The following is a 24980-nucleotide window of genomic DNA, read 5'->3' on the forward strand; positions in this document are numbered from 1 at the left end:
TCCCGCCCCGGGACGACGTCGGGCCCGCCCCCCCACGAGGGGGACGGGCCCGACGGTGTCCGGTGGAGCTGAGGGGATTCGAACCCCTGACCCCCTCCATGCCATGGAGGTGCGCTACCAGCTGCGCCACAGCCCCGGACCGACCTGCGGGACCCGGAGGGCCCTGCGAGGACGGAGGAGAGACTAGCCCGGCCGCTCGACGGCGTCCAAATCGCCCCGCGGCGCCGGCCTCAGGCGTGCGACCAGGCCCCGGCGTTGTGCTCGAGCAGCCGCCACGGCGCCGCTCCCGGCGCCCCGCGCAGCAGCGTGCTCCAGCGCGCGTTGCGCAGGCCCGTGAGGACCGGGGCGGCGGTGCGGGGCAGGCCCAGCAGCTGGAGGAGGGCCGCCCCCAGGGCGCCGCCGTGGCCGACGACGACGAGGACCTCGCCGTCGCCCAGCGGCGCGGCGTGCTCCTCGACGGCGGCGAGGACGCGGGCACCGGCCTCGGTGCGCCGCTCCCCGCCCCCCAGCGGGACGTCGTCGCCCGCGAGCCAGGCGGCGTGGAGCTCCGGCCAGCCGGCGGCGATCTCCGCCCGCCGCAGCCCCTGCCAGTCGCCGCCGAAGACCTCGCGGAGCCGCGGGTCGAGGGCCACGGGCAGGTCGGCGGCCAGCGCGAGGGCGCCCGCCGTCGCGCTGGCACGTGACAGGTCCGAGCTGACGACCCGCACCGGCCCCCGGGCCGCGAGGACGGCGGCGGCCGCGGCCACCTGCTCGGAGCCCCGCTCGTCGAGGGGGACGTCGGTGTGGCCCTGCCAGCGCCCGTCGGCGTTCCAGGCGGTGCGGCCGTGGCGCCACAGCACCACCTGCGCCGGCCCGGCGCCCCCGCCCCCGGAGGCGTCGCTCACGCGGAGCGGCCGGCGCGCACCGACTCGGGCAGCTCGACGACGGGGCAGTCCTTCCAGAGCCGCTCGAGGGCGTAGAAGCGGCGGTCCTCCGTCTGCTGCACGTGGACGACGATGTCGGCGTAGTCGAGCAGGACCCACCGCGCCTCGGTGAGGCCCTCCCGGCGCACCGGGCGGGCGCCGAGCTCGCGCATGCGCTCCTCGACGGCGTCGACGATGGCGCGCACCTGCCGGTCGGAGTCGCCGGAGGCGAGGACGAAGACGTCGGTGATGACGAGCTGCTCGCTGACGTCGAGGGCCAGCACCTCGTCCGCCAGCTTGTCGGCGGCGGCCTCGGCGGCGGCGCGGGCGAGCTCCAGGGAGCGGTCGGTGGCGGTCACGGGTCCTCCAGACGCGCCGCGGCGGGTCGCCGCGGCCGAGGTCCCAGGGTCTCACGCGGGCGCGCTCCCCCGAGGCCGTCGCCCCGGGCGGCGATCCGGCCCGGGCGGCCCCCGGGCGCCCGGGCGGTCTCAGCGCTCCGAGGGCCTCTCGGGGTCGGGGCCCGGCGAGACGTCGTCGGGGTCCACGCCCGCGGCGTCGGGGCCGTCGGGGCCCTCGTCGGCGCCCGCGCGGCGACCGGGGCCCCCGGTCGGGCGCTCGACGTCGGCCTGCCCCTGCGCGGAGGTGGCCGCGAGCTCGTCGGCGGCCCGTCGCAGCAGGTCCTCGCCGTCCTCGCGCGCGCTCACCGCAGCAGCCCGTCGGCCGCGGGGCGCACGCCGCCGGCCCCGCCGTCCGCCGCGTAGAGGCGGTGCTTGCCGATGTACTGCACGACGCCGTCGGGCACGAGGTACCAGACCGGCTCGCCCCGCGAGACCCGCTCGCGGCAGTCCGTCGAGGAGATCGCCAGCGCGGGGATCTCCAGGAGGCTCACGCGGTCGGCCGGCAGGCCCGTGGCGGCCAGCTCGTGGCCGGGGCGGGTGACGCCGACGAAGTGCGCCAGCTCCCACACCTCGTCGGCGTCCTTCCAGCCGAGGATCTGCTGGAGGGCGTCGGCGCCCGTGATGAAGAAGAGCTGGGCGTCCCCCGTCGTCGCGCGCAGGTCGCGGAGGGTGTCGACGGTGTACGTCGGGCCGGGGCGGTCGACGTCGACGCGGCTGACCGTGAAGGAGGGGTTGGAGGCGGTGGCGACGACCGTCATGAGGTAGCGGTGCTCGGCGTCGGTGACCTCGCGGTGGTCCTTCTGCCACGGCCGCCCGGTCGGCACGAAGACGACCTCCTCGAGGTCGAAGACGCTCGCGACCTCGCTGGCCGCCACGAGGTGCCCGTGGTGGACGGGGTCGAAGGTGCCGCCCATGACCCCGATGCGTCGGCGCCCCGGCGAGGGCACGGGCGGCTCGGGGCGGCGGGCCGCCCGTGGCTCGACGGGGCCGGCGGGCTCGCCCGCGGCGCGGACGTCCGCCCGCGTCCCCCGGTCCCCCCGCATCCCCGGGTCGACCGCGACGTCGGGGTCGCCGTCCGCCACCGGGGCCGGCTCGGGGCTCAGTGGCCGGAGCCGGCGCGGGCGTCGTGGGGCGCGTCGTGCGGCCCCTCGTGCATCCCGTCGCGGTCGGGGTGGCGCGTGCTGACGCTCTTGAAGGCGTAGGTCAGCAGGAGCAGCGCGATGAGCGCGCCGAAGGCGATGAGCCCGAAGTAGAACGAGGGGAAGGGCAGCTCGTTGACGATCTCGTGGTGCTCGCCCTCGGCCTCGGAGGCGAGGACGAGAGCGGCCCCCACGACGGAGCTCAGCATGGTCGGGTCTCCTCCCGGGGGGCGGGCGACGGTCCGGGCGGGCCGCCGCACGCGCATCCTGCCACGGCGGCCGCGGCCGGCCGCCCGGCGCCCGGGCGCCTCACGCGCGCACGTGCCCGTCCCCGGTGACGACCCAGCGCGTCGTCGTCAGCTCGGCGAGGCCCATGGGACCGCGCGCGTGGAGCTTCTGCGTCGAGATGCCGACCTCGGCGCCGAGGCCGAGCTGGGCGCCGTCGGTGAAGCGCGTCGAGGCGTTGACCATGACGGCGGCCGAGTCGACCTCCGCGGCGAAGCGCTCCGCGACGGCGAGGTCGCGCGTGACCACGGCCTCGGTGTGCTGGGTCGACCACCGGTCGATGTGCGCGAGCGCCGCGTCGAGGTCGGGGACCACCGCGACGGCCAGCTCCAGCGCCAGGTACTCGGTGGCCCAGTCCTCGTCGGTGGCGGGCTCCACCTCGACGCCGTCGAGGCCCTCCGCAGCCGCGCGCACGGCGTCGTCGCCGTGGAGGCGGACGCCCTCGGCGCTCATGGCGGTGAGCAGGGCCGGGAGGAAGGCGCCCGCGACGGCGGCGTGGACGAGCACCGTCTCGGCGGTGTTGCAGGTGCTCGTGCGCTGCGTCTTGCTGTTGAGGGCCACCGCGAGGGCGACGTCGAGGTCGGCGGCGGCGTCGACGTAGACGTGGCAGTTGCCCGTGCCGGTCTCGATGACGGGGACCGTGGAGGAGCGCACCACCTCGGCGATGAGGCCCGCTCCCCCGCGCGGCACAAGGACGTCGACGAGCCCCCGGGCGCGCATCAGGTGGCGCACGCCCTCGCGGCCGTGCTCGTCGACGGTGCTCACGAGGTCGGCGGGCAGGCCGGACGCGACCAGCGTCTCGCGGACGACCTCGACGACGACGGCGTTGGTCTCGCGGGCCGCCGAGCCGCCCCGCAGCACCACGGCGTTCCCGCTCTTGAGCGCCAGCGAGGCGGCGTCGACCGTGACGTTGGGGCGGGCCTCGTAGACGACGGCGACGACGCCCATCGGCACGCGCAGCTGCCGCAGGCGCAGCCCGTTCGGCAGGGTCTGCCCGCGCACGACCTCGCCCACCGGGTCCGGCAGCGCGGCGACGTCGCGGACGGCGCCGGCGATGGCGGCGAGTCGGTCTGCGTCCAGGCGCAGGCGGTCCAGGAGGTTGGCGGGCAGCCCCTCCGCGGCGCCGCGCTCCAGGTCGCGGGCGTTGGCCGCCTCGACCCGGGGGGCCTGGGCGACGAGCGCGTCGGCGACGGCCAGCAGGGCGGCGTCCTTGGTGGCCCGCGTCGCCGTGGCGAGCGCCTTGCTGGCGACCCGGGCGGCGCGGCACACGTCGAGGACGGCCTCCCGGACGGCGTCCTGCCCGGCGGGCGGCTCCTCGACCTCGCCGGCGCGGGCGGAGGTCGGAGCGTCCACGGTCGCGGTCATGCGCCGAGGGTAGGCGCCCGCGGGCCGGGGCTCACGGGGCTCTCGCAGGGCGGGCGGTCCCGGCGGTCCTGCCTGCGCGCGGCCCCGGCCGCCGCGGCGGGTGCTCAGCCGGTCGGCCCCCGGTCCGTGCCCGCCCCGCCGTCGTCCGGGCCCTGCACCGGCGGTGCGCCCGCCTCCCGCTGCGCCCGCTCGGCCGCCCGGGTGGCCTCGCCGGCCTGCTGGGCCGGGTCCGGCGCGGCGCCCGGGTCGGGCGCGCCCGCCGCCGGCGGCACGTCGCCGCCGCTGTCGGGGGCGCGCCGCCCCCGGCGCGTGGCCGACTCGCTGTCCGCCGCCTCGCGGGTGGCCCCCTGCGCCTCCTCCCGGGCGCGGCGCAGCGCCTCGCCCGGGTCCTCCAGCGTCGGCGCGTCGAGGTCGCCGCCCACGCCCTCGACGTCGACCTCGTGCGGCTCGTCGTCGTGGCCGCCGCCGTCGCGCCGTCCCAGGACGTCGCCGACGCCCTTGAGCGCGTCGTTGAGCTCGCTCGGCACGATCCAGACCTTGTTGGCGTCGCCCTGGGCGATCTGCGGCAGCGTCTGCAGGTACTGGTAGGCCAGCAGGCTCGGCGTCGGGTTGCCCCGGTGGATGGCCGCGAACACCTCGACGATGGCGCGGGAGCGGCCCTGGGCCTCGAGGATGGCGGCCTGCGCCTGCCCCTCCGCCCGCAGGACGGACGACTGCTTGTCGCCCTCGGCCGTGAGGATCTGGCTCTGCTTGACGCCCTCGGCGTTGAGGATGGCGGCGCGGCGGTCGCGCTCGGCGCGCATCTGCTTCTCCATCGAGTCCTGCACGCTGGCGGGCGGGTCGATGGCCTTGAGCTCGACGCGGTTCACGCGCACGCCCCAGCGCCCGGTCGCCTCGTCGAGGACGCCGCGGAGCTGGCCGTTGATCTGGTCGCGGCTCGTCAGCGTCTGCTCGAGGTCGAGCGAGCCGACGACGTTGCGCAGGGTCGTGACGGTGAGCTGCTCGATGCCCTGGATGTAGTTGGCGATCTCGTAGGTCGCCGCCTTCGGGTCCGTGGGCTGGAAGTAGATGACCGAGTCGATGCTGACGACGAGGTTGTCCGAGGTGATGACCGGCTGCGGCGGGAAGGACACGACCTGCTCGCGCAGGTCGACCGTCGCCCGCGGCTTGTCGATGAAGGGGACGAGGAAGTGCAGCCCCGCGTCCAGCGTCCGCGAGTAGCGGCCGAGCCGCTCGATGATGACGGCGCTCGCCTGCGGCACGATCCGCACCGACTTGACCACCGTCGCGACGACGAAGACGACGAGGAGGAGCAGGACGACGTACAGGGCGACGGTGCCGATCACGAGGGGCTCCAGGGGCTCGGTGCGCTCGGGCTGGTCGGGCCGCTCGGGCCCGCGGCGGCGGGCCCGGGGTCGGTGGTGGGCAGGGCGCGCACGACGGCGGTGGCGCCCTCGATGCGGACGACCTCGACGTCGACGCCCACGGGCAGCGGGGCGCCGCCGTCGGTGCGGGCGGACCACACCTCGCCGCGGAGCTTCACGCGGCCGTCGCGCGCCGTGACCTGCTCGAGGACCTCCGCGCGGCGTCCCACGTTGGCGTCCGTCCCCGTCGAGGTGGCGGGCAGCCGCGGCCGGACCCAGCGGACGACCGCGGGGCGGGCGACGGCGAGCAGCAGCGCGGCGGCGACGGCGAAGCTGATGACCTGGAGGGGCAGGTCTGCCCCGAGGGCGGCCACCAGGGCGGCCACGAGCGCCGCGGCGGCGATCATGCCGAAGACGAAGTCCAGCGAGGAGACCTCGATGGCGCCCAGCAGCAGCGCCAGGCCCACCCAGAGCAGCCACTGCAGGTCGCCCCAGCCGTCCACCGCGCACCCCCGTCGCCGCTCCGTCGTGGCCCTCCGCGCGCCGGCGCCCGCCGCGGCGGCACCGGCTCGCGTCCGACCCTAGCCGGGGGCGCCCCGACGGGAGGGCCCCGGGCCCCGACCCGCCGCGCGGTGGCGCCCCGGGGGCGCCGGGGCGCAGCATCGGAGGACACCGACCTCGGGAGGCACCCGTGATCTCCGTCCCCACCGCCCGCGCGCTGGCGACGTCCGGCGTGGCGTGGGAGCCCGCGTCCGGCGACCGCTTCGTCATCACCGACCGCGGCATGGACGACGACGTCTTCGTCCTGTCCGAGATGGTCGTGGAGGCGCAGGACCACGCGACCGGCCGGGTGCTCGGCTTCAACGGCACGACCGAGTGGGCCCTGGACTCCGTCGCGGCCGAGCAGGCCGTCTGGCTGCCGCGCGAGGGCCAGCTGCGGGAGATGCTCGGCGAGGCCTTCGCGGGCCTGGCGCCGGAGGACGGCGCCTTCGTCGTGCGCACCCGCGACGCGGACGGGGAGCGCTCCTCCTGCGCGGACGACGTGGAGGAGGCCTACGCCCTCGCCGTCCTCGCCGTCCGGGCCCGCGCCGCCCGCGGCGCCTGACCCCGGGGTCGCCCGGCGCCTCCCGGGGCGCAGGTGACGCCTCCTTCACGGTCCAGAGGGCGCCCCGGGCGGAGGTGGAGCCTCCGTCACCCGGGTGCCGGCGGGACGAGCACGAGGTCGTCGCGGTGCACGAGCACGCGGTCCCAGCCCGGCCCGAGGTCGCGGGCCAGGTCGCTGGTCGAGCGGCCGAGCAGGGCGGGCACCTCCGCCGCGGCGTAGCCGACGAGGCCCCGCGCGAGCACGGCGCCGGTCCCGTCGAGGAGGTCGACGGCGTCGCCGGCCTCGAACTCGCCGCGCACCTCCCGCACGCCCGCGGGCAGCAGGGAGGCGCCGCGGTCGCGCACGGCCCGCACCGCGCCGTCGTCGAGGACGAGCGCGCCGCGCGACCGGGCGGCGTGGGCCAGCCACAGCAGCCGGGTGCGGCGACGGCGCCCCGTGGCCGCGAACCACGTGCCGACGTCCGCGCCGGCGAGGCCCTCGCCCGCGAGCGCCGCGCTCGTCAGGAGCACGGGCACCCCGGAGGAGGTGGCGATGCCCGCGGCGGCGAGCTTGGTCGCCATCCCGCCGGTGCCGACGCCCGCGCCACCGGTGCCGCCGACGACGACGTCGGCCAGGTCGGCGGCGGACGCGACGAGCGGCACCCGCCGGCTGCCGGGGCGCCCGGGCGGGCCGTCGTGGAGCGCGTCGACGTCGGAGAGCAGCACGAGCGCCTCGGCGCGCACGAGGTGCGCGACGAGGGCGGCGAGCCGGTCGTTGTCGCCGAAGCGGATCTCGTCGGTCGCCACGGTGTCGTTCTCGTTGACGACGGGCAGCACGCCGAGCCCGAGCAGCCGCTCGAGGGTGCGCTGCGCGTTGCGGTAGTGGCCGCGCCGCACGACGTCCTCCGCGGTGAGCAGGACCTGCCCGACGGGCGTGCCGGAGGCCCCGAGCGCGCGGTCGTAGGCGGCGACGAGCAGCCCCTGCCCGACGCTCGCCGCGGCCTGCTGGGTGGCGAGGTCCCGCGGCCGACGGGCCAGGCCGAGCGGGGCGAGCCCGGCGGCGATCGCCCCCGAGGACACGAGCACCACCTCCGCGCCGCGCCCGCGCAGGTCCTGGACCGCGGTGACGAGCGCGCCCAGCCGGCCCTCGTCGAGCCCGCCCGCGGCCGTCGTGAGGGACGACGAGCCGACCTTGACGACGACGCGGCGCGCCGACGCGAGGTCGGCGCGCGACCGCACGGGCGAGGCGCCCTCCGGCGCCGTCGCGCCGGCCGGCCCGCCGGAGGGCGACGGCGCGCTCGCGGCCACGCTCAGCCGTCGCCGCGCTCGGCGCGCTCGGCCCGGCGGTCGGCGAGCCGCTCGGCCTCGAGCTCGGCCTGCGTGGCGGCGCGGGCCGCCTTGCGCTCCTCCTGCAGGCGTCGCCGCTCCCCGCGGGTGGGGCGGTCGTCGTCCTGCAGGCGCGGGTCCTCGCCCCGGCGCCCGCCGAGCAGCTCCGCGCCGCCGACGAGGGTCGGGTCCCAGTCGAAGACGACGGCACCGCGCGCCGAGCGGTCGTCACCGATGACCACCTCGGAGCCGGCGACCGCCCCCTTCGCGAAGAGCTCCTCCTCCACCCCGAGCTTCGCGAGGCGGTCGGCGAGGTAGCCGACGGCCTCGTCGTTGCTGAAGTCGGTCTGGCGGACCCACCGCTCCGGCTTGGACCCGAGCACGCGGAAGCGGACGCCGCCGGTGGCGTCCTCGGCCTCCTCGCGGGTGACCGTGAAGCCGGTCTCGTCGACGGCCCGCGGGCGCAGGACGACGCGGGGCGCCTCCGGCTCGGGGACGGCGGCCCGCGCCCGGCGCACGAGGGCGGCCATGGCGAAGGACAGCTCGCGCAGCCCCTCGCGGGAGGCCGCCGAGACCTCGAGCACCTCGTGGCCGCGCGCCTCGAGCTCGGGGCGCACGAAGTCGGCGAGCTCGCGCGCCTCGGGGACGTCGACCTTGTTGAGCACGACGAGCACCGGCCGCTCCTCGAGCGGGAGCCCCGGCTCGCCCGTGGCCGTGAGGTCCACGGCGTAGCGGGCCAGCTCGGCCTCGATGGTCTCGAGGTCGCTCAGGGGGTCGCGGCCCGGCTCGAGCGTGGCGCAGTCGAGGACGTGGACGATCGCGGCCGTGCGCTCGACGTGCCGCAGGAACTGCAGGCCGAGGCCCTTGCCCTCGCTGGCGCCCTCGACGAGGCCGGGCACGTCGGCGACGACGAAGCGCTCGTCCCCGGCCACGACGACGCCGAGGTTGGGCACCAGGGTCGTGAAGGGGTAGTCGGCGATCTTCGGCTTGGCCGCGGACAGGGCTCCGACGAGGCTGGACTTGCCCGCGCTGGGGAAGCCCACGAGGGCGACGTCGGCGAGGGACTTGAGCTCGAGGACCACGTCGCCCGACCAGCCGGGCTCGCCGAGCAGGGCGAAGCCGGGCGCCTTGCGGCGGGTGGTCGCCAGGGCGGCGTTGCCGAGGCCGCCGGCGCCGCCGGGGGCCAGCTCGACGTCGGTGCCGACGTGCACGAGGTCGGCCAGCAGGGAGCCGTCGGCCGCGTCCTTGACGACCGTGCCGGGCGGCACGCGCAGGACGAGGTCCTCCCCCGCCGCGCCGTGGCGGTGGGACCCCATGCCGGGGCGGCCGTTCGCGGCGACGCGGTGCGGGGCGTGGTGGTACTCGAGCAGCGTCGTCGTCGACGCGTCCACGACGAGGCGGACGCTGCCCCCGCGGCCGCCGTTGCCACCGTCGGGCCCGCCGAGGGGCTTGAACTTCTCCCGGTGGACGGACGTGCAGCCGTGCCCCCCGCTGCCGCCCGCCACGTGCAGGACGACGCGGTCCACGAACATCGGCACGGGGGCCTCCTGGCTCCGGCGGGCCCCGCGGTCGGGGGCGCGCTCTGGGTGCTGCGGTGCGGGGCGTCCGGCGGGGGCCGGACGCGCGAGAGGGGTGAGCCGGCCGGCTCACCCCTCTCGCGCGTCCGGCCCCCGCCGGACGCCCCGCACCGCAGCACCCAGAGCGCGCCCCCGACCGCGGGGCCCGCCGGAGCCAGGAGGCCCCCGTGCCGATGTTCGTGGACCGCGTCGTCCTGCACGTGGCGGGCGGCAGCGGGGGGCACGGCTGCACGTCCGTCCACCGGGAGAAGTTCAAGCCCCTCGGCGGGCCCGACGGTGGCAACGGCGGCCGCGGGGGCAGCGTNGCGACGGCCGCGGCGGGTGCCGAAGAGGACCGCGCCCGGCGTGAGGGCGAAGAGGGTGTCGTCCTTGCCGCGGCCGACGTTGTCGCCCGGGTGGAAGTGGGTGCCGCGCTGGCGCACGATGATCGAGCCGGCCGTGACCTGCTCGCCGCCGAAGCGCTTGACGCCGAGTCGCTGCGCGTTCGAGTCGCGGCCGTTGCGGCTGGAGCTCGCGCCCTTCTTGTGTGCCATGGCTGTGCCTCCGTCGGCGAGGGGCCCCGGTGGTGGGCTCCGGTGGTGGGTCGGGGGGTGGCGCGCGGGGGCGCCGGTGCTGCTGCGGGAGCGGCGGCGGAGCCGCCGCGACCGTCAGCTGTCGATCGCGGTGATGCGCACCCGGGTGTGCTTCTGGCGGTGGCCCTGGCGCTTGCGGTAACCCGTCTTGTTCTTGTACCGCAGGATCGTGATCTTGGGGCCCTTGACCTCGTCGACGACCTCGGCGGTCACCGTGACGCCCGACAGGGCGGAGGCCTCGCTCGTGACGGTCGCGCCGTCGACGAGCAGGAGGGGCGCCAGCTGGAGCGTGGTGCCCGCCGCGGGGGTGCCGCCGCCGACCCGGTCGATGAGCAGCTCGCTGCCCACCGACACCTTCTCCTGCCGGCCACCGGCGCGGACGATCGCGTACACCACGGGACTCTCCTGACGTCGACCGGTCGGTGACCGGCGGAACGGCTGCATCTGCTGCTCGGGCGCGGTCGGCGCGGCCACCCGGTCGCGAGGACCTGGCGGACCGGGACCGCTCCCCCGCGGCTGCGGGGGCTCGGGGCGCGCACGGCGCTGGGCGCACCGGTGGTGCGCCGGGGGCAAGAGTACGGACGGCGCGGCGAGGGGGTCAAACCCGGGGCCCGCGGCGCGCCGCGCCGGGGCACGGGGCACGCCGTGCGGCGGGCCCCGTGCCGTGCGTCAGCGGTCGCCCGGCTCCGGCTCGTCGGACACCGGCTCGTCGGGCACCGGCTCGTCGGACGCGGCCTCCTGCGACGCGCCGTCCTCCGCCGGGGCCTCCCCCCGCGCCCCCGACGGGGACGGCGCCGCGTCGGACGTCGGCGCCGCCTCCTCGACGGCCGCCCCGGCCCGGTCGAGGTCCGGCTCCTGGGTGCCGACCTCCTGGGCGCCGACCGCCGGGTCGGCCACCTCCCGGGTGCCCACCACCGGCTCGTCCGCCCCCGCGGAGGCCGCCGCGGCACCGCCCACCGGGCCCGCGGCGCGGCGCGCTCCCCGGCGCGTCCGCTTCCGCGGGGCCGCGACCGGCTCGTCCTGCACGGACGGCGTCTCCGGCGCGGGCGTCGCGTCGTCCGCCGCGGCGGCGGCGTCGGGAGCGCCGTCCGCGGGCCCGGAGGTCGGCGCCTCCGCGGAGGCCGAGGTCGCCGGCTCGGGCGCCTCCTCGGCGGACCGCTCGCGCACCGCCCCGACGGCCGCCTCGACGACGGCCGCGGCCTGCGCGGCGTCGGCGGCGCCGCCCTCCTGCTCGGCCACGGCCACGGCGGCCTCGTGCTCGTGCCGGGACGCGCGGGCCACGCGGGCGATCGCCTCGGCCACCTCGCGGGCCGACGCCGCGCGCCGGCCCGCCTCGTCGGGCGCCTCGGCCGGCTCCGGGGCGGCGTCGGCCGCAGCCGGCGCCTCGCCCTCGCCCGCGCCGCTGCGGCCCCGGCGCGAGCGGCGCGAGCGGCCGCCGCCGTCCCCGCCGTCCCGCTCGCTCTCCCCGTCCTGCTGGCCGCCACCGCGGCGACCGCCGCGAGCGCCGGCGTCGTCGCCGCCCTTCCCGGTGAGCGGCTCCTCGTGGAGGAGGACGCCGCGGCCGCCGCAGTGCTCGCACGGCTCGCTGAAGACGTCGATGAGGCCCTGGCCCACCCGCTTGCGGGTCATCTGCACGAGACCCAGCGAGGTGACCTCGGCGACCTGGTGCTTGGTGCGGTCGCGCCCGAGGCACTCGACGAGGCGCCGCAGGACGAGGTCGCGGTTGCTCTCGAGGACCATGTCGATGAAGTCCACGACGATGATCCCGCCGATGTCGCGCAGCCGGAGCTGGCGCACGACCTCCTCGGCGGCCTCGAGGTTGTTCCGGGTGACGGTCTCCTCGAGGTTGCCGCCGGCGCCCGTGAACTTGCCGGTGTTGACGTCGACGACCGTCATCGCCTCGGTGCGGTCGATGACGAGCGACCCGCCGCTCGGCAGCCACACCTTGCGGTCGAGCGCCTTCGCGATCTGCTCGTCGACCCGGTAGGTGGCGAACACGTCGGCGTCCTCGGAGCGCACGACCCGGTCGGCGAGGTCGGGGGCCACGCCGCCGACGTACTCGCTGACGACCGCGTACGCGTCGTCGCCCTCGACCACGAGGCGGGTGAAGTCCTCGTTGAAGACGTCGCGGACGACCTTCACGGCGAGGTCGGGCTCCGTCGACAGGGCGTTCGGCGCGGCGACCGACGTCGAGCGGCGCTCGATCGAGGCCCACTGCTCCTGCAGGCGCTCGACGTCGCGGCGCAGCTCCTCCTCGCTCGCGCCCTCGGCCGCCGTGCGGACGATGACGCCGGCGCCCTCGGGCACCACGGCCTTGAGGATCTTCTTGAGGCGCGCCCGCTCGACGTCGGGGAGCTTGCGGCTGATGCCCGTCATCGAGCCGTGGGGCACGTAGACGAGGTAGCGGCCGGGCAGCGAGACCTGGCTCGTCAGGCGGGCGCCCTTGTGGCCCACCGGGTCCTTCGTCACCTGGACGAGCACCGGGTCGCCGGCCTTGAGCGCCAGCTCGATGCGGCGCGGCTGGCCCTGCAGGCCCGCGGCGTCCCAGTCGACCTCGCCGGCGTAGAGGACGGCGTTGCGCCCGCGGCCCACGTCGACGAAGGCGGCCTCCATGCTCGGGAGGACGTTCTGCACCTTGCCCAGGTAGACGTTGCCCACCATGGACGTCTGCGTGCGCCGGGCGACGTAGTGCTCGACGAGGACGCCGTCCTCGAGCACGGCGATCTGCGTCCGGTCGCCGCGCTCGCGCACGACCATGACCCGCTCGACGCTCTCGCGGCGCGCGAGGAACTCCGCCTCGGTGACGATCGGCCGGCGGCGCCCGCCGTCGCGCCCGTCCCGGCGGCGCTGGCGCTTGGCCTCGAGGCGGGTGGACCCCTTGAGGCCCGTCACCTCCTCCTCGGCGCGGCGGCGCTGGCGGTCGTCCTCGGAGCCGGCGCCGCCGTCCGCGTCCCCGCCCGAGCCGCTGCGGCGGCGGCGACGACGGCGACGGCTCGAGCCGCCCTGCTCCTCGGCCTGGTCCCCGCCCTGGTCCGCGTCGTCGTCACGGCCCTCGTCGTCCTGCCCGCCGGACGCGTCGTCGGACCCGTCGCGGCCCCGGCCGGGACGCCGCTCGCCCTGGTCGGCGTCACCGGCGTCCTGCTCGGAGGAGCGCTCGGCGCCGGCCTCGTCGCCGGCGCCCTGCTCGTCGTCGCCGCCGGAGCGGCGCTTGCGGCCGCGACCGCCGCGACGGCGGCGGCGACGGCCCCCGTCGTCGCCCTGCTCGTCGTCGGCCCCGGCGCCGCCACGGCCCTCGGCCTGCTCGTCGGACCCCTCGTCGTCGCCCTCGTCGCGCTGCTGCGCCGTCGCGCCGTCGTCGACGGGCTCGGACGCGGCGTCGTCACCCCCGCGGCGGCGGCGCGAGCGCCCGCGGCGCGACCCCTGGCCCAGCTCGTCGAGGGCGGCGGCGAGGGCGGCGCCGGCGTCCTGGCCGGAGGCCGCGGTGGCCCCCTCCTGCTCCCCGTCCTCGACCGTGGCCCCGGTCGTCGTCGACGCGTCGGCAGCGGCCCCCGAGCCTGTGGAGCGGTCGTCGGTGGAACGGTCGGCGCCGGGCCCGTCGTCGACGACGTCGCCGTCGGCCGGGGGGTCGGCCGTCGCCGCACCGGCGTCGGGGGCCGGCGGGGTCTCCAGGTGGACGGGCGGGCCCGCGGGCCGCGACGCGGCCCGGCGACGGCGCACCGGGGCGACCGCCACGACCGGCGCCTGGAAGAGGGCCGCGGGCACCGACGGCGCCGCCTCCTCCTCCTCCGGGGTCTGCTCGTCCACGGCCCCCTCGGCCGCGGGGGGCGCCTCGACCGGCGCGGCCGTGGCGTCCCCGTCGTCGGACGACGACGCAGCGGCAGCGCCCGTGCTGCCGTCCCCCGTCGTGCCGGCGTCCGTCGCGTCGGCGTCGCCCGTCCCGGGCCCGGGCTCGGGCGCCACGGCCGAGGTCTCCTCGGCCTCGGTCTCCGCCCGCTCCGCGGTCTCGACCGAGGGCTCGCCGGGGGTCTCCTCCGCCTCGCCCGGCGCGACGGCGAGCTCGGCCGCCAGGGCCGCCTGCGCGGCGCTGCGGCTCCCGCCCCGCGCCCGGGAGGCGCGACGACGCCGCGGCGCGGCGGCACCCGCCGCGTCCGCGTCGGTCGGGGCGGCGTCGGTCGAGGTCGTCCCGGCCGTCGCGGCGTCACCGGTCCCGGCCGACGCCCCGGTCGTGCTCGGCTCCTCGGTCGCACCCGCAGCGTCCGGCTCCGGAGCGGCCGCGGCCCGGCGCGGTGCCCGACGACGGCGGGTTCTCGGCGCCGGCGCCTCCTCCTCGGCCGGCGGCTGCGGCCCGGAGGACGGCTCGGCCTCGGTCGCCGGCTCGGGCGCCGGGGTCTGCGGGGACGCGTCGGCCGGGGCGGCGGCCGCCTCGGCGCCGCCGTCCGCCACGGGCTGCGGCGCCGAGGCGGCTCGGGTGGCCCGGCGCCGCGGCGCACGGCGGGCGGGCGCCGGCGCCTCCTCGGCCGCCGGCGGCTCGGCGGTCGCCCGGTCGTCCGCCGACGCCCCGCTCGGCGCGGCGTCGTCCGTCGGGGCCGGCACGGGCGGGCCCGAGGCGGGAGCCGCCGGGCCCGCGGAGGGCGGACCGGCGGGCCGTGAGGCGGCGCGGCGGCGGCGCGGCGGCGCGGCGGGCGACGTGCCGCCGTCGGTGTCCGTCGGCAGGTCGGGGGTGTCGGTCGGTGCCACGGGGGCGCTCCCGTTCTGGGCCGCGCGTCGCGCCGCACCAGCTCGCGCGGGCCTTTCGTCGTCGCCCGGGGGCGACGGAAGTCGTGGGGTGCGTCCGGGCCGCGCAGCGGGCTCCGGTGAGCGCGCGCGGTGGGGCTCAGACGCCGACGGCACCTCGTCCGGCGGCCAGTGGATCCGCCACGGCCGCCGCGCCCTCCAGGAGCGGCCCCTGCGCCAGCCGGGTCGCGCGGGGCGCTTCCGGCGGCGCGAGGTCGGACACCCCGCGGAGCGCGGTGAGGACGTCGTCGGGTCGCACGGCAGGTGCGGCGTGCCGGACGACCAGGTGGAGTATCGCACAGGGCCCCCCGCCCGCCGCCGAGGACGCGGCGAGGGCGCGGCCCGTCGTCGAGACGGCGGACGCGGGGTCGACGACGTCGAGGCGCAGCACCGCGGGGCGCACGTCGAGGACCCGCCGCCCCTTGGTCGTCACCCGCTCGACCTCGGCCGACCCGGTGGCGAGGAGGGCGTCGACGGCGCGCCGGGCGTCGTCGTCACCCACGCCGGGCAGCGCCACCTCCCACACGCCGGCCTCGAGCAGGTCCGCGAGCGGCGTGGCGCCGTGCAGCGGCACCTCGACGACCTCGAGGACGTCGAGGCCGGGGGGCAGCGCCGCGTCGAGGGCGGCGCGCAGGCGCCCGGGGTCGCAGCGCGCCGTCACGGCGATCTCGACGTACTCGGCCTCGCTGGCCGAGCCGGTGGGCGCCGCGCCCGCGTAGGAGACCTTGGGGTGCGGGGAGAAGCCCGCCGAGTAGGCCATGGGCACCTCGGCGCGGCGCAGGGCCCGCTCCAGCGCGCGCTGGAAGTCGCGGTGGCTGGAGAAGCGCAAGCGCTCCCGACGGGCGTAGCGCAGGCGCAGCCGCTGGACGGCGGGGGGCGGAGGCGGTCCCTCGGGGGTGCGGCTGGCCATGGCGGAGCTCCAGGGGTCCTTCGGGGGGTGGCGGCGGGGAGGCGCCCGGGAGGCCCCGGCCGGACGGGGACGCGTCCAGCGGGCCGGGCGCCGTCAGTCGAGCGGGTGCAGGTCCAGCGGGTGGACGAGGTCGTCGAGGCCCGCGGGCTCGTCCTCGTCGGGGGCGTCGTGCTCGAGCGGGTGCACCAGCAGCTCGCTGGCCGCCCGGAAGCCGAGCCGGCGGTAGAGGGGCGCCGCGCGCGACCCGCCCGGGGACAGCACGACGCGGACGAGCCCGGCCTCCCGGGCGTGCCCCACGGCGGCCTCGACGAGCGCGCCGCCGGTGCCGCCGCCGCGGTGGTCCGGGAGGACGAAGAGCCCGCCGAGGTAGCCCCAGGCCGTCGTGACCGGCTCGCCCGGGCGCGGCGGTCGCTCGTAGCGCGTGAGGCCCACCATGCCCACCGGCAGCCGCATCCCGGCGGGCCGCTCCCCGCCGCCCCGCGACTCCGCGAGCCAGAAGGTGCGCTGGTGCGCCTGCGCGCGGACCCACGCGGTGAAGCGGCGGCCGAAGTCGTCGTCGGCGGGCACGGGCCCGGCCTCGGAGGCGGCCGCGCGGCGCAGCAGCGCCAGCGCCGCCACGTCCCCGGCCGCCTCCAGGACGGCCGGGCGGATGCGCACCGCGCTCAGGGGGTGCCCCCCGCGCTGGTGCCGGCGCCCTCGAGGACCCCGGAGGCCCGCACGACGCTCAGCGGCAGCATCGGCCGGCCGGAGGGGCCGACCTGGATGCTCGTGTCCGTCGTCGGGCAGACGCCGCAGTCGAAGCACGGGGTCCAGCGGCAGTCGTCGACCTCGACCCCCGACAGGGCCTCCTGCCAGTCCTCCCAGAGCCAGTCCTTGTCCAGGCCGGAGTCCAGGTGGTCCCACGGCAGGACCTCGTCGAGGTCGCGCTCGCGGGTCGTGTACCAGTCGACGTCGAGGCCGTGGGCGGCGAGGACGCGCTGCGCGACCTGCTCCCAGCGCTCGTAGGAGAAGTGCTCGCTCCAGCCGTCGAAGCGGCCGCCGTCGCGCCACACCGCCTCGACGACGTCGGCCAGCCGCCGGTCGCCCCGGGACAGGAGGCCCTCGACGACGCCGGGCTTGCCGTCGTGGTACCGGAAGCCGATGGCCCGGCCGTAGCGGCGGTCGGAGCGGATCGCGTCGCGCAGCTTGGCCAGCCGGGCGTCGGTCTCCTCGTGCGAGAGCTGCGGCGCCCACTGGAACGGCGTGTGCGGCTTCGGCACGAACCCGCCGATCGACACGGTGCAGCGGATGTCGCTGCGCCCGGACACCTGGCGGCCCGTCGCGATGACCCGCTTGGCCATCTCGGCGATCTGGAGCACGTCCTCGTCGGTCTCCGTGGGGAGACCGCACATGAAGTAGAGCTTGACCTGCCGCCAGCCGTTCGCGAAGGCCGTGGCGACGGTGGCGATGAGGTCCTCCTCGCTCACCATCTTGTTGATGACGCGGCGCAGGCGCTCGCTGCCGCCCTCGGGCGCGAAGGTCAGCCCGGAGCGGCGCCCGTTCCGCGAGAGCTCGTTGGCGAGCTCGATGTTGAACGCGTCGACCCGCGTGCTCGGCAGGGACAGGCCCGTCTCGGTGCCCTCGTACCGGTCGGCGAGGCCCTTGGTGACCTCGGCGATCTCGCTGTGGTCGGCCGAGGACAGGGACAGCAGCCCGACCTCCTCGAAGCCGGTGGCCTCGAGGCCCTTCTGCACCATGGCGCCGATGCCCTCGGCGGAGCGCTCGCGCACCGGCCGCGTGATCATCCCGGCCTGGCAGAAGCGGCAGCCGCGCGTGCACCCGCGGAAGATCTCCACGCTCATGCGCTCGTGGACGCTCTCGGCCAGCGGCACGAGCGGCTGCTTGGGGTACGGCCAGGCGTCGAGGTCCATGACCGTGTGCTTGACGACGCGCCACGGCACGCCGTCGCGGTTCGGCGCGACGGACGCGAGCGCCCCGTCCTCGCCGTAGGCGACGTCGTAGAAGCGCGGCACGTAGACGACGCCGGAGCGCGCGAGGCGCAGCAGCAGCTCCTCCCGGCCGCCCGGCGAGCCCTCCTCCTTGAAGGCGCGCACGAGGTCGGTGACGGCGAGCACGGCCTGCTCGCCGTCACCGAGCACGACGGCGTCGAGGAAGTCGGCGACCGGCTCGGGGTTGAAGGCGGCGTGGCCGCCCGCGACGACGAGCGGGTGCTCCTCGGTGCGCTCGGCGCTGCGCAGGGGCACGCCGGCGAGGTCGAGCGCCGTGAGCAGGTTGGTGTACCCGAGCTCGGTGGCGAAGGAGACGCCCAGGAGGTCGAAGTCGCCCACCGGGCGGTGCCCGTCCACGGTGAACTGCGGGACGTCGTGCTCGCGCATGAGCGCCTCGAGGTCCGGCCACACCGCGTAGGTGCGCTCGGCCAGGGCGTCGGCCCGCTCGTTGAGCACCTCGTAGAGGATCATCACGCCCTGGTTGGGCACGCCGACCTCGTAGGCGTCGGGGTACATGAGGGCCCAGCGCACCGTGGCGGGGCCGGCGCAGTCCCACTCCTTCGTGGTGGCGTTGAGCTCGCCGCCGACGTACTGGACGGGCTTGCTGACGCGCGGCAGCAGCGCCTCGAGGCGGTGCAGCACCGAGCGGCCGTCGCGGGCCGTGCGCGCCGCCGCCGCGTCGAGCGCCTCGGGCAGCGCCGGGGCGCCGGAGGCCGTGCTGTCGACGGCCGTGGTGTCGTCGGCCGTGGTGTCGGCGGGGGGCATGCGGACTCCCGACGGACGGGGGCGGTGGACGCGGGAAGGCTACCCCGCGACGGGGCGGCCGCCCGGCCCGTCGGGCCCGCGGCCGCCCGTCACCGGGCCGTCACGCCCGGCCCTCAGGAGCCCGGGAACCAAAGGGCGATCTCGCGGGCGGCCGACTCCGGGGAGTCCGAGCCGTGCACGAGGTTCTGCTGGACGGCGAGGCCCCAGTCGCGGCCCAGGTCGCCGCGGATGGTGCCGGGCGCGGCCGCGGTCGGCTCGGTCGCGCCGGCGAGGCTGCGGAAGCCCTCGACGCACCGCTGCCCCTCGACGACGACCGCCGCCACCGGCCCGGAGGACATGAAGGCGACCAGCGGCTCGTAGAAGGGCTTGCCCTCGTGCTCGGCGTAGTGCTGGGCGAGGACCTCGCGCGCGGGCGTGCGCAGGTCGAGCGCCACGAGGCGGTAGCCCTTGGCCTCCACCCGGCGCAGCACCTCCCCGACGAGACCGCGGGCGACGCCGTCGGGCTTGACGAGCACGAGCGTGCGCTCCGGCTGGTCCTCGGGGGTCTGCTGCTGGTCGGCCATGGGGAGTCCTCCGGTCGTCGGCCGGTCGCCCGGCGCGGCGGCGGCCGCGGCGGACGCCGGGCCGCCGCGGAGCCTAGCGACCGCCCCCGGCCCGGCCCTCGTCGTCGCCGTCGGGCGCGGGACGTCGACGACGGCGGACGGCCGTCGCCAGGTCGGACGGGCCTGCGGCGACGCCCGAGGTGATGGGAGCGGCGGGGGGCCGGGTGCGACCCGGGCACGTCAGGCGAGCAGCGTGGCCGGGGCGTGAGCCCCGACCACGCGCGTAGCCAGTGCCCGTGGAGGCACCCGGGTCGCGCCCTCCCGACCACGCGACGACCGCGGACCACCCCGACACCTGACCCAGCAGCTCGCGCGCGCGACCACCGCCCCCGGCGAGGAGCCGCGCGGACGGTCCGGAGGTCGGGCTCAGCCCAGCAGCGAGATGGGCCGGACGATGTCGNGCCCCTGGACCCGCGGGCGCCGCTCAGCCCCGCGTGGGGGCCCCGGCCGGCGGCTGCCCGTCGTCCCACGTGTCGGGGTGCCCCCAGCGCTCGACGAAGGCGGCGCGGTCGCGCTCCACCTTCCGGCCGAGGCGGATCATGGCGAACCACAGGACGGCGAAGAGGGCGCCGAGGGCGAACATCGCCGGCAGCACGAGGCCGCCGAGCACGACGACCGCCTGCAGCACCCACCCGAGCGCGATGCCCCACGGCCGCCGCACGAGCCCGGACGCCAGCAGCAGCACGACGGCCAGCCCGAGGCCGCCGCCCCAGACGAGGCCGGCCGGGGCGTCCGAGAGCTGCGAGGCGGCGAGGACGGCGAAGAAGACGAGGAACGCCTCGAGGACGAGCACCGAGGCGGCGAGGCGGGCGGTCACCGCGCCCCGCCGAGCGGTCCGTCGCCCGGGTCGTCCTCGGGGTCGGGGTCGACGCCGAGCCGCCCCGCGTCCTCGTCGCCGTCGAGGTCCAGCGGGTAGCCGAGGATGTCGAGCGGCTCGCGCTCGTCCCCGGGCCCGCCGTCGCCCTCGTCCTCGCCGCCCGCCGCGGGCCCGGCGCCGCGCGAGCGCCCGGGCGCGTCGACGGCGGCCGCCCCCAGGAGCTGTCGCGCCTCGGCGGCCACCGTGACCGAGCCCGTGACGAGGACCCCGCCGGACCCGCCGCCGCCGACGTCGGCGAGGTCGACGGCGGTCGCGATGGCCTCGTCGAGCCGCTCGGCGACGTGCACGCGGTCCTCGCCGAAGACGTCGCGGGCGATGCCGGCGAGGACCTCGACGTCCACGGCGCGCGGCGAGGAGGAGCGCGTGACGACGACCTCCTCGAGCGCCGGCTCCAGCAGCGCGAGGATCCCCTCGGCGTCCTTGCCCTCGAGCACCCCGACGACGCCGACGCCGTGGCGGACGGCGAAGGCCTCCTCGAGCGCGTCGACGAGCGTCGCGACGCCGGCGGCGTTGTGGGCGGCGTCCGCCAGCACGAGCGGCGAGGGGCGGAGCACCTCCAGGCGGCCGGGCGAGGCGACGTCGCCGAGGGCGGCCTCGAGCAGGCCGCCGTCGAGGGCGCGCTCGCCGCCGCCGAGCAGCGCCTCCACGGCGACGACGGCGAGCGCCGCGTTGTGCGCCTGGTGGGCGCCGTGCAGCGGCAGGAAGACGTCCTCGTAGCGCGCGGCCAGCCCCTGGACGGCGACGAGCTGGCCGCCGACGGCGACCGAGCGGCCGGCCAGGGCGAAGTGCTCGCCCTCGCGGACGACGCGCGTGCGCAGCTCGGCCGCCCGCTCGCCGAGCACCTCGCCCGCGCCGTCGGGCTGCAGGCCGACGACCGCGATGGCGTCCCGCCGCAGGATGCCCGCCTTCTCGCGGGCGATGTCCTCGACCGTGTCGCCGAGCAGCTCCGTGTGGTCCAGCGAGATCGGCGTGATCACCTGCACCGCCGACTCGACGACGTTCGTCGCGTCCCAGGTCCCGCCCAGCCCGACCTCGACGACGGCGACGTCGACCGGCGCCTCGGCGAAGGCGGCGAAGGCCATGACGGCGAGCGCCTCGAAGTACGTGAGCGGCACCTCGCCCGCCGTCCGCAGCTCGCCGTCGACGAGGGCGAGGTAGGGGGCGACGTCCTCGTGGAGGTCGGCGAAGGCGTCGTCGGCCAGGGGCAGGCCGTCGACGCTGATGCGCTCGGTGACGCTGTGCAGGTGCGGGCTGGTGAAGCGCCCGGTGCGCAGGTCGTGCTCCCGCAGCAGCCGCTCGGCGATGCGCGCGGTCGAGGTCTTGCCGTTCGTGCCGCCGACGTGCACCACCGGGTAGGCCCGGTGCGGGTCGCCGAGGAGCTCCAGCGCCCGGCGCACCGGGTCGAGCCGCGGCTGCACCGCGTTCTCGGGCGTGCGGGAGAGCAGCTCGGCGTGCGCGGCGCGCAGCCGCTCCGCGGGCGTGCGGCCGGGGCCGCTCCCGGCGCTCACCGGGCCTCCACCCGGACGCGCACGCGGGCGCCGTCGCCGGCGGTCCCGTCGCTCACGCCCCCCGTCGGGTCCGCGGCCGCGTCCGCGAGGTCGCCGGCGGCGCCCCCGAGCTCGCGCGCCGCGGCGAAGGTGACGGCGCCGACGCTGTCGGCGAGCACCTCCCCCATGACCAGCCCCTGGTGGGCCATGACCGCCTCCCAGACCGGCTCGTCCCCGACCACCGTGAGCCGGATCCGCGTGCCGACGGCGAGGCCGGCGTCGCGCCGCGCCTGCTGCACGAGCCGGACGACGTCGCGCGCCACGCCCTCGGCGGCGAGCTCGGGCGTCACCTCCGTCGCCAGCACGACCCAGCCCGCCCGGCCGGGCAGCACCTGCGCCGCCGTGCCGGCGGCCTGCTCCCCCACGACCCGCTGCACCTCGTACTCCCCCTCCTGCAGGGCGATCCCGCCGGCGACGACGGACCCGTCGTCGCCGACCTCGACGTCGCCGGCCTTGGCGGCGCGCAGCGCCACCTGCACCTGCTTCCCGAGCCGCGGGCCGGCGGCCCGGGCGCTGACGACGACGCGCTCGACGACGCCGCCCCCCGCGTCGGCGGTGCTGCGCAGCACGACCTCCCGCACGTTGACCTCGTCGCGCACGACGTCGGCGAAGGGCTCGAGCGACGCCGGGTCGTCGACGACGACCTCGAGGCGCGCGAGCGGCAGGCGCGTGCGCAGCCCGTGCGCCTTGCGCAGCGACGACGCCGCGGAGCAGACCGCGCGCACCCGGTCCATCGCCGCCACGAGGTCGGGGTCGTGCGCCAGGCCGTGGCCCCCCTCCTCGCGCGGGCCCGGGACGGGCCAGTCCTCCAGGTGCACGCTGCGCCCACCGGTGAGGCCCCGCCAGACCTCCTCCGTCGTCAGCGGCAGCAGCGGCGCGGCCACCCGGCAGACGACCTCGAGCACCCGCGCCAGGGTGTCCATGGCCGCCGGGTCCTCGCCCCAGAAGCGCGCCCGCGAGCGGCGCACGTACCAGTTGGTGAGGACGTCGACGTACTCGCGCACCGCCTCGCAGGCGCCCGCGACGTCGACGACGTCGAGCGCCGCGGTGACGTCGTCGACGAGCGCCGCCGTCCGGGCGACGACGTACCGGTCGAGGAGGTCCTCCGAGGCCGGGGCGTCCAGGCGCGCCACGCGCCCGGCCCCGCCGTCGGCCGAGCCGGCGTAGAGCGCGAGGAAGGACCACGCGTTCCACAGCGGCAGGAGCACGGCGCGCACGCCCTCGCGGATCCCCGCCTCGGTGACGACGAGGTTGCCCCCGCGCAGCACCGGCGAGGCCATGAGGAACCAGCGCATGGCGTCGGAGCCGTCGCGGGCGAAGACCTCGCCGACGTCGGGGTAGTTGCGCAGGCTCTTCGACATCTTCTGGCCGTCGTCGCCGAGGACGATCCCGTGGCTCACCACGCGCCGGAACGCCGGGCGGTCGAACAGCGCCGTCGCCAGCACGTGCATCGTGTAGAACCAGCCGCGCGTCTGACCGATGTACTCGACGACGAAGTCGCCCGGGAAGTGGGAGTCGAACCACTCCCCGTCCTCGAACGGCGCGTGCACCTGGGCGAAGGGCATCGACCCGGAGTCGAACCAGACGTCGAGGACGTCGGGCACCCGGCGCATCGTCGACCGGCCCGTGGGGTCGTCGGGGTTCGGCCGGGTCAGCTCGTCGACGAACGGGCGGTGCAGGTCGGTCGGGCGGACGCCGAAGTCGCGCTCCAGCTCGTCGAGCGAGCCGTAGACGTCGGTGCGCGGGTGCGCCGGGTCGTCCGAGACCCACACGGGGAGGGGGCTGCCCCAGAAGCGGTTGCGGCTGATCGACCAGTCGCGGGCGCCCTGGAGCCACTTGCCGAACTGGCCGTCCTTGACGTGGCCGGGCACCCACTCGACCTGCTGGTTGAGCTCGACCATCCGGTCCCGGACCTTCGTCACCTCGACGAACCACGACGAGACGGCGCGGTAGATCAGCGGGTTCCGGCAGCGCCAGCAGTGCGGGTAGGAGTGCACGTAGGAGTCGGCGCGCAGCACGCGGCCGCGCTCGCGCAGCGCGCGGGTGATGGGCGTGTTGGCCTCGAAGACGTGCTGGCCCTCGAAGTCGGGCACCACGGAGGTGAAGCGCGCGCGGTCGTCGACCGTGAGGACGACCGGGATGCCGTGCTCGGCGCAGACCCGCTGGTCGTCCTCGCCGTACGCGGGCGCCATGTGCACCACGCCGGTGCCGTCCTCGGTCGTCACGTGGTCGCTGGGGACGACGACGAACGCGCGCTCCGTGCCGAAGACGTCCGCGTCGGACAGGTAGTCGAACAGCGGCGCGTAGCGGCGGCCGACCAGGTCGGCGCCGCGCAGCCTCTGGACGACGCGTGCGGCCGGGTCGTCCCCGAGGTCGAGGGCCTCGGCGTAGGAGGCCAGCCGCGCCTCCGCGAGCACGTACCGCTCCCCCGCGCCGCCGTCCGCCGCCCCGGGGCCGGCCTCGACGACGACGTAGTCGACGTCGGGCCCCACGGCGACGGCGAGGTTGCTCGGCAGCGTCCACGGCGTCGTGGTCCAGGCGAGCAGGCGCTCACCGGTCTCGAGGCCGAACCAGACCGTCACCGCCGGGTCCTGCCGCTGCTGGTAGACGTCGTCGTCCATCCGCAGCTCGTGGTTCGACAGCGGCGTCTCGTCGCGCCAGCAGTACGGCAGCACGCGCTGCCCCTCGTAGACGAGGCCCTTGTCGTGGAGCGTCTTGAAGGCCCACATGACGCTCTCCATGTACGAGAGGTCCAGGGTCTTGTAGTCGTGGTCGAAGTCGACCCAGCGGGCCTGGCGGGTGACGTACTCCTGCCACTCGTCGGTGTAGCGCAGGACGCTCGAGCGGCACGCCTCGTTGAAGACCTCGATGCCCATCTCGAGCACGTCGCGCTTGCCGCCGATGCCGAGCTGCCGCTCCGCCTCGAGCTCGGCGGGCAGCCCGTGGCAGTCCCAGCCGAAGCGGCGCTCGACCCGGCGCCCGCGCATCGTCTGGTAGCGGGGGACGACGTCCTTCACGTACCCCGTGAGCAGGTGGCCGTAGTGCGGCAGGCCGTTGGCGAAGGGGGGCCCGTCGTAGAAGACGTACTCGTTGGCGCCGTCCTCGCCCGCCGGCCGCTGCTCGACGCTGGCGCGGAAGGTGCCGTCCTCGGCCCAGTGGTCCAGCACGCGCCGCTCGAGGTCGGGCAGCGACGGCGACGCCGGCACCCCGCCCCCCGCTCCGGTGCGCCCGGCGGACGCGAGCGGGTAGACGCCCCGCGCAGACGCGGGGGTGCCGGTGCTCTCCCCCGGGCCGGTGCTCTCGTCCGGCCCGGTGGCCTCGGCCGTGGTCATCGCGGGACCTCCTCGCCCCGGGCGCACGCGCGTGCGCTCCGGACCGCGAGGACGAGCGTCCGGCGTCCGGCCGGGCACCCGCGGTACCACCTCGCTTGCGCCCCGCCCCGGTGGGGCGGAGCGCCGCTCCTTCTCCAGCGATGACGGGCTGGTCCCGCCCGGTTCTACTGGGGCG

General features: G+C 77.7%; 20 protein-coding genes, 1 tRNA gene and 2 pseudogenes. 2 read left to right on the forward strand and 21 right to left on the reverse strand.

The window, feature by feature from the left end:
• Positions 1-63 precede the first annotated feature (63 nt).
• The 9 genes from WDV85_RS15840 to WDV85_RS15880 form a co-directional block, all read right to left on the reverse strand.
• Positions 64-136, reverse strand: a tRNA-Ala gene (locus WDV85_RS15840).
• A 94-nt stretch (positions 137-230) separates the two neighbouring features.
• Positions 231-884, reverse strand: a complete 654-nt coding sequence (locus tag WDV85_RS15845) for a histidine phosphatase family protein (RefSeq protein ID WP_339571548.1) — start codon at positions 882-884, stop codon at positions 231-233.
• Complete coding sequence (rsfS, locus tag WDV85_RS15850; RefSeq protein WP_339571549.1) at positions 881-1261, reverse strand: ribosome silencing factor; 381 nt, start codon at positions 1259-1261, stop codon at positions 881-883. Before rsfS ends, WDV85_RS15845 begins: the two co-directional genes overlap by 4 nt.
• 129 nt (positions 1262-1390) lie before the next feature.
• Positions 1391-1606 carry a hypothetical protein gene (locus WDV85_RS15855; protein WP_339571550.1) on the reverse strand — a complete coding sequence of 72 codons (216 nt, stop codon included), beginning with the start codon at positions 1604-1606 and terminating at the stop codon, positions 1391-1393.
• A complete protein-coding gene (nadD, locus tag WDV85_RS15860) occupies positions 1603-2214 on the reverse strand; it encodes a nicotinate-nucleotide adenylyltransferase (RefSeq protein ID WP_445263364.1) in 612 nt (203 codons plus the stop codon). The genes WDV85_RS15855 and nadD overlap by 4 nt, the downstream gene beginning before the upstream one ends.
• A 185-nt stretch (positions 2215-2399) precedes the next feature.
• Positions 2400-2648, reverse strand: a complete 249-nt coding sequence (locus WDV85_RS15865; protein WP_339571552.1) for a hypothetical protein — start codon at positions 2646-2648, stop codon at positions 2400-2402.
• A 100-nt stretch (positions 2649-2748) separates the two neighbouring features.
• Positions 2749-4089 (reverse strand): glutamate-5-semialdehyde dehydrogenase, encoded by a 1341-nt coding sequence (locus WDV85_RS15870; protein WP_339571553.1) that lies wholly within the window; start codon positions 4087-4089, stop codon positions 2749-2751.
• Between the two features lie 104 nt (positions 4090-4193).
• Positions 4194-5435: an SPFH domain-containing protein gene (locus tag WDV85_RS15875; RefSeq protein WP_339571554.1), complete on the reverse strand. Its 1242-nt coding sequence runs from the start codon at positions 5433-5435 to the stop codon at positions 4194-4196.
• A complete protein-coding gene (locus WDV85_RS15880; RefSeq protein ID WP_212770948.1) occupies positions 5432-5956 on the reverse strand; it encodes an NfeD family protein in 525 nt (174 codons plus the stop codon). The genes WDV85_RS15875 and WDV85_RS15880 overlap by 4 nt, the downstream gene beginning before the upstream one ends.
• Before the next feature lie 188 nt (positions 5957-6144).
• Between WDV85_RS15880 and WDV85_RS15885 the strand changes: the two genes are divergently transcribed.
• The gene (locus tag WDV85_RS15885; RefSeq protein ID WP_339571555.1) at positions 6145-6558 is read left to right on the forward strand and encodes a pilus assembly protein CpaE; all 414 of its coding nucleotides are present in this window, start codon (positions 6145-6147) and stop codon (positions 6556-6558) included.
• An 86-nt stretch (positions 6559-6644) separates the two neighbouring features.
• On the opposite strand, the gene proB is transcribed toward WDV85_RS15885, so the two are convergent.
• Positions 6645-7775 (reverse strand): glutamate 5-kinase, encoded by a 1131-nt coding sequence (gene proB / locus WDV85_RS15890; protein WP_445263365.1) that lies wholly within the window; start codon positions 7773-7775, stop codon positions 6645-6647.
• A 71-nt stretch (positions 7776-7846) separates the two neighbouring features.
• Positions 7847-9400, reverse strand: a complete 1554-nt coding sequence (gene obgE, locus WDV85_RS15895; RefSeq protein WP_445263363.1) for a GTPase ObgE — start codon at positions 9398-9400, stop codon at positions 7847-7849.
• Between the two features lie 206 nt (positions 9401-9606).
• On the opposite strand from obgE, the pseudogene WDV85_RS17195 reads away from it, so the two are divergent.
• Positions 9607-9741 (forward strand): annotated as a pseudogene (locus WDV85_RS17195) (hypothetical protein); the annotation flags it as partial.
• Here WDV85_RS17195 and rpmA read toward each other — a convergent pair.
• The 10 genes and pseudogenes from rpmA to ileS form a co-directional block, all read right to left on the reverse strand.
• Positions 9724-9972, reverse strand: a pseudogene (rpmA, locus tag WDV85_RS15905) (50S ribosomal protein L27); the annotation flags it as partial. The pseudogenes WDV85_RS17195 and rpmA overlap by 18 nt on opposite strands.
• 114 nt (positions 9973-10086) lie before the next feature.
• The gene (gene rplU / locus WDV85_RS15910) at positions 10087-10404 is read right to left on the reverse strand and encodes a 50S ribosomal protein L21 (protein WP_298804662.1); all 318 of its coding nucleotides are present in this window, start codon (positions 10402-10404) and stop codon (positions 10087-10089) included.
• 276 nt (positions 10405-10680) lie between these two features.
• On the reverse strand, positions 10681-14748 hold the full coding sequence (locus WDV85_RS15915) for an Rne/Rng family ribonuclease (RefSeq protein WP_339571557.1): 4068 nt from the start codon (positions 14746-14748) through the stop codon (positions 10681-10683).
• A gap of 136 nt (positions 14749-14884) precedes the next feature.
• Positions 14885-15694 (reverse strand): TIGR03936 family radical SAM-associated protein, encoded by an 810-nt coding sequence (locus tag WDV85_RS15920; protein WP_339571558.1) that lies wholly within the window; start codon positions 15692-15694, stop codon positions 14885-14887.
• 93 nt (positions 15695-15787) lie between these two features.
• A complete protein-coding gene (locus WDV85_RS15925; protein WP_339571559.1) occupies positions 15788-16351 on the reverse strand; it encodes a GNAT family N-acetyltransferase in 564 nt (187 codons plus the stop codon).
• Between the two features lie 5 nt (positions 16352-16356).
• Entirely contained in the window at positions 16357-18447 is a 2091-nt protein-coding gene (locus WDV85_RS15930) for a TIGR03960 family B12-binding radical SAM protein (protein ID WP_339571560.1), read from the reverse strand.
• Between the two features lie 113 nt (positions 18448-18560).
• On the reverse strand, positions 18561-19010 hold the full coding sequence (ndk, locus tag WDV85_RS15935) for a nucleoside-diphosphate kinase (RefSeq protein WP_298804612.1): 450 nt from the start codon (positions 19008-19010) through the stop codon (positions 18561-18563).
• Between the two features lie 463 nt (positions 19011-19473).
• On the reverse strand, positions 19474-19866 hold the full coding sequence (locus WDV85_RS15940; RefSeq protein ID WP_339571561.1) for a DUF4233 domain-containing protein: 393 nt from the start codon (positions 19864-19866) through the stop codon (positions 19474-19476).
• On the reverse strand, positions 19863-21434 hold the full coding sequence (locus WDV85_RS15945) for a bifunctional folylpolyglutamate synthase/dihydrofolate synthase (protein WP_339571562.1): 1572 nt from the start codon (positions 21432-21434) through the stop codon (positions 19863-19865). Before WDV85_RS15945 ends, WDV85_RS15940 begins: the two co-directional genes overlap by 4 nt.
• Complete coding sequence (gene ileS, locus WDV85_RS15950; RefSeq protein ID WP_339571563.1) at positions 21431-24805, reverse strand: isoleucine--tRNA ligase; 3375 nt, start codon at positions 24803-24805, stop codon at positions 21431-21433. Before ileS ends, WDV85_RS15945 begins: the two co-directional genes overlap by 4 nt.
• Positions 24806-24980 lie beyond the last annotated feature (175 nt).

This window comes from Pseudokineococcus sp. 5B2Z-1, assembly GCF_037482305.1.
Lineage (GTDB): Bacteria > Actinomycetota > Actinomycetes > Actinomycetales > Quadrisphaeraceae > Pseudokineococcus.

What these genes read in the sequence shown, in the direction of transcription:
- WDV85_RS15920 (WP_339571558.1), bottom strand. Translation starts at nt 15,694, where the DNA reads ATGGCCAGCCGCACCCCCGAGGGACCGCCTCCGCCCCCCGCCGTCCAG.
- ndk (WP_298804612.1), bottom strand. Translation starts at nt 19,010, where the DNA reads ATGGCCGACCAGCAGCAGACCCCCGAGGACCAGCCGGAGCGCACGCTC.
- WDV85_RS15870 (WP_339571553.1), bottom strand. Translation starts at nt 4,089, where the DNA reads ATGACCGCGACCGTGGACGCTCCGACCTCCGCCCGCGCCGGCGAGGTC.
- nadD (WP_445263364.1), bottom strand. Translation starts at nt 2,214, where the DNA reads ATGGGCGGCACCTTCGACCCCGTCCACCACGGGCACCTCGTGGCGGCC.
- WDV85_RS15930 (WP_339571560.1), bottom strand. Translation starts at nt 18,447, where the DNA reads ATGCCCCCCGCCGACACCACGGCCGACGACACCACGGCCGTCGACAGC.
- ileS (WP_339571563.1), bottom strand. Translation starts at nt 24,805, where the DNA reads ATGACCACGGCCGAGGCCACCGGGCCGGACGAGAGCACCGGCCCGGGG.
- WDV85_RS15865 (WP_339571552.1), bottom strand. Translation starts at nt 2,648, where the DNA reads ATGCTGAGCTCCGTCGTGGGGGCCGCTCTCGTCCTCGCCTCCGAGGCC.